The 218-nt window shown below is 58.3% G+C and carries 1 pseudogene; it reads left to right on the top strand.

Annotation, left to right across the window (positions count from 1 at the left end):
• Positions 1-38: 38 nt before the first annotated feature.
• A pseudogene (locus tag AF337_RS46335) lies at positions 39-218 on the top strand (amino acid permease); the annotation flags it as partial.

The raw sequence follows: 218 nt of genomic DNA, 5'->3' as shown, positions 1-218 counted from the left end.
GCGTCTCCGGTGACCTTCGTGGCGCGAATTATCGATTCATTGGCATAAACTGCAATTTCGGGGCCAGATCGCCGCGCTTACCTTCTTCGCAACAGACAAGCAAAGAGGGGTTCTCCATGACACTGGAAGCAAGCATGCCCGCACCATCATCGCCGGAGCGTCGTCTGGCCAAGGACTCGGTCGGCCTCGCCCACATCGTGTTCTTCGTCGTTGCTGCG

Source organism: Rhizobium ecuadorense, from assembly GCF_001187535.1.
GTDB classification, from domain to species: Bacteria; Pseudomonadota; Alphaproteobacteria; order Rhizobiales; family Rhizobiaceae; genus Rhizobium; species Rhizobium ecuadorense.
This window is presented reverse-complemented; position numbering and strand designations above follow the sequence as displayed.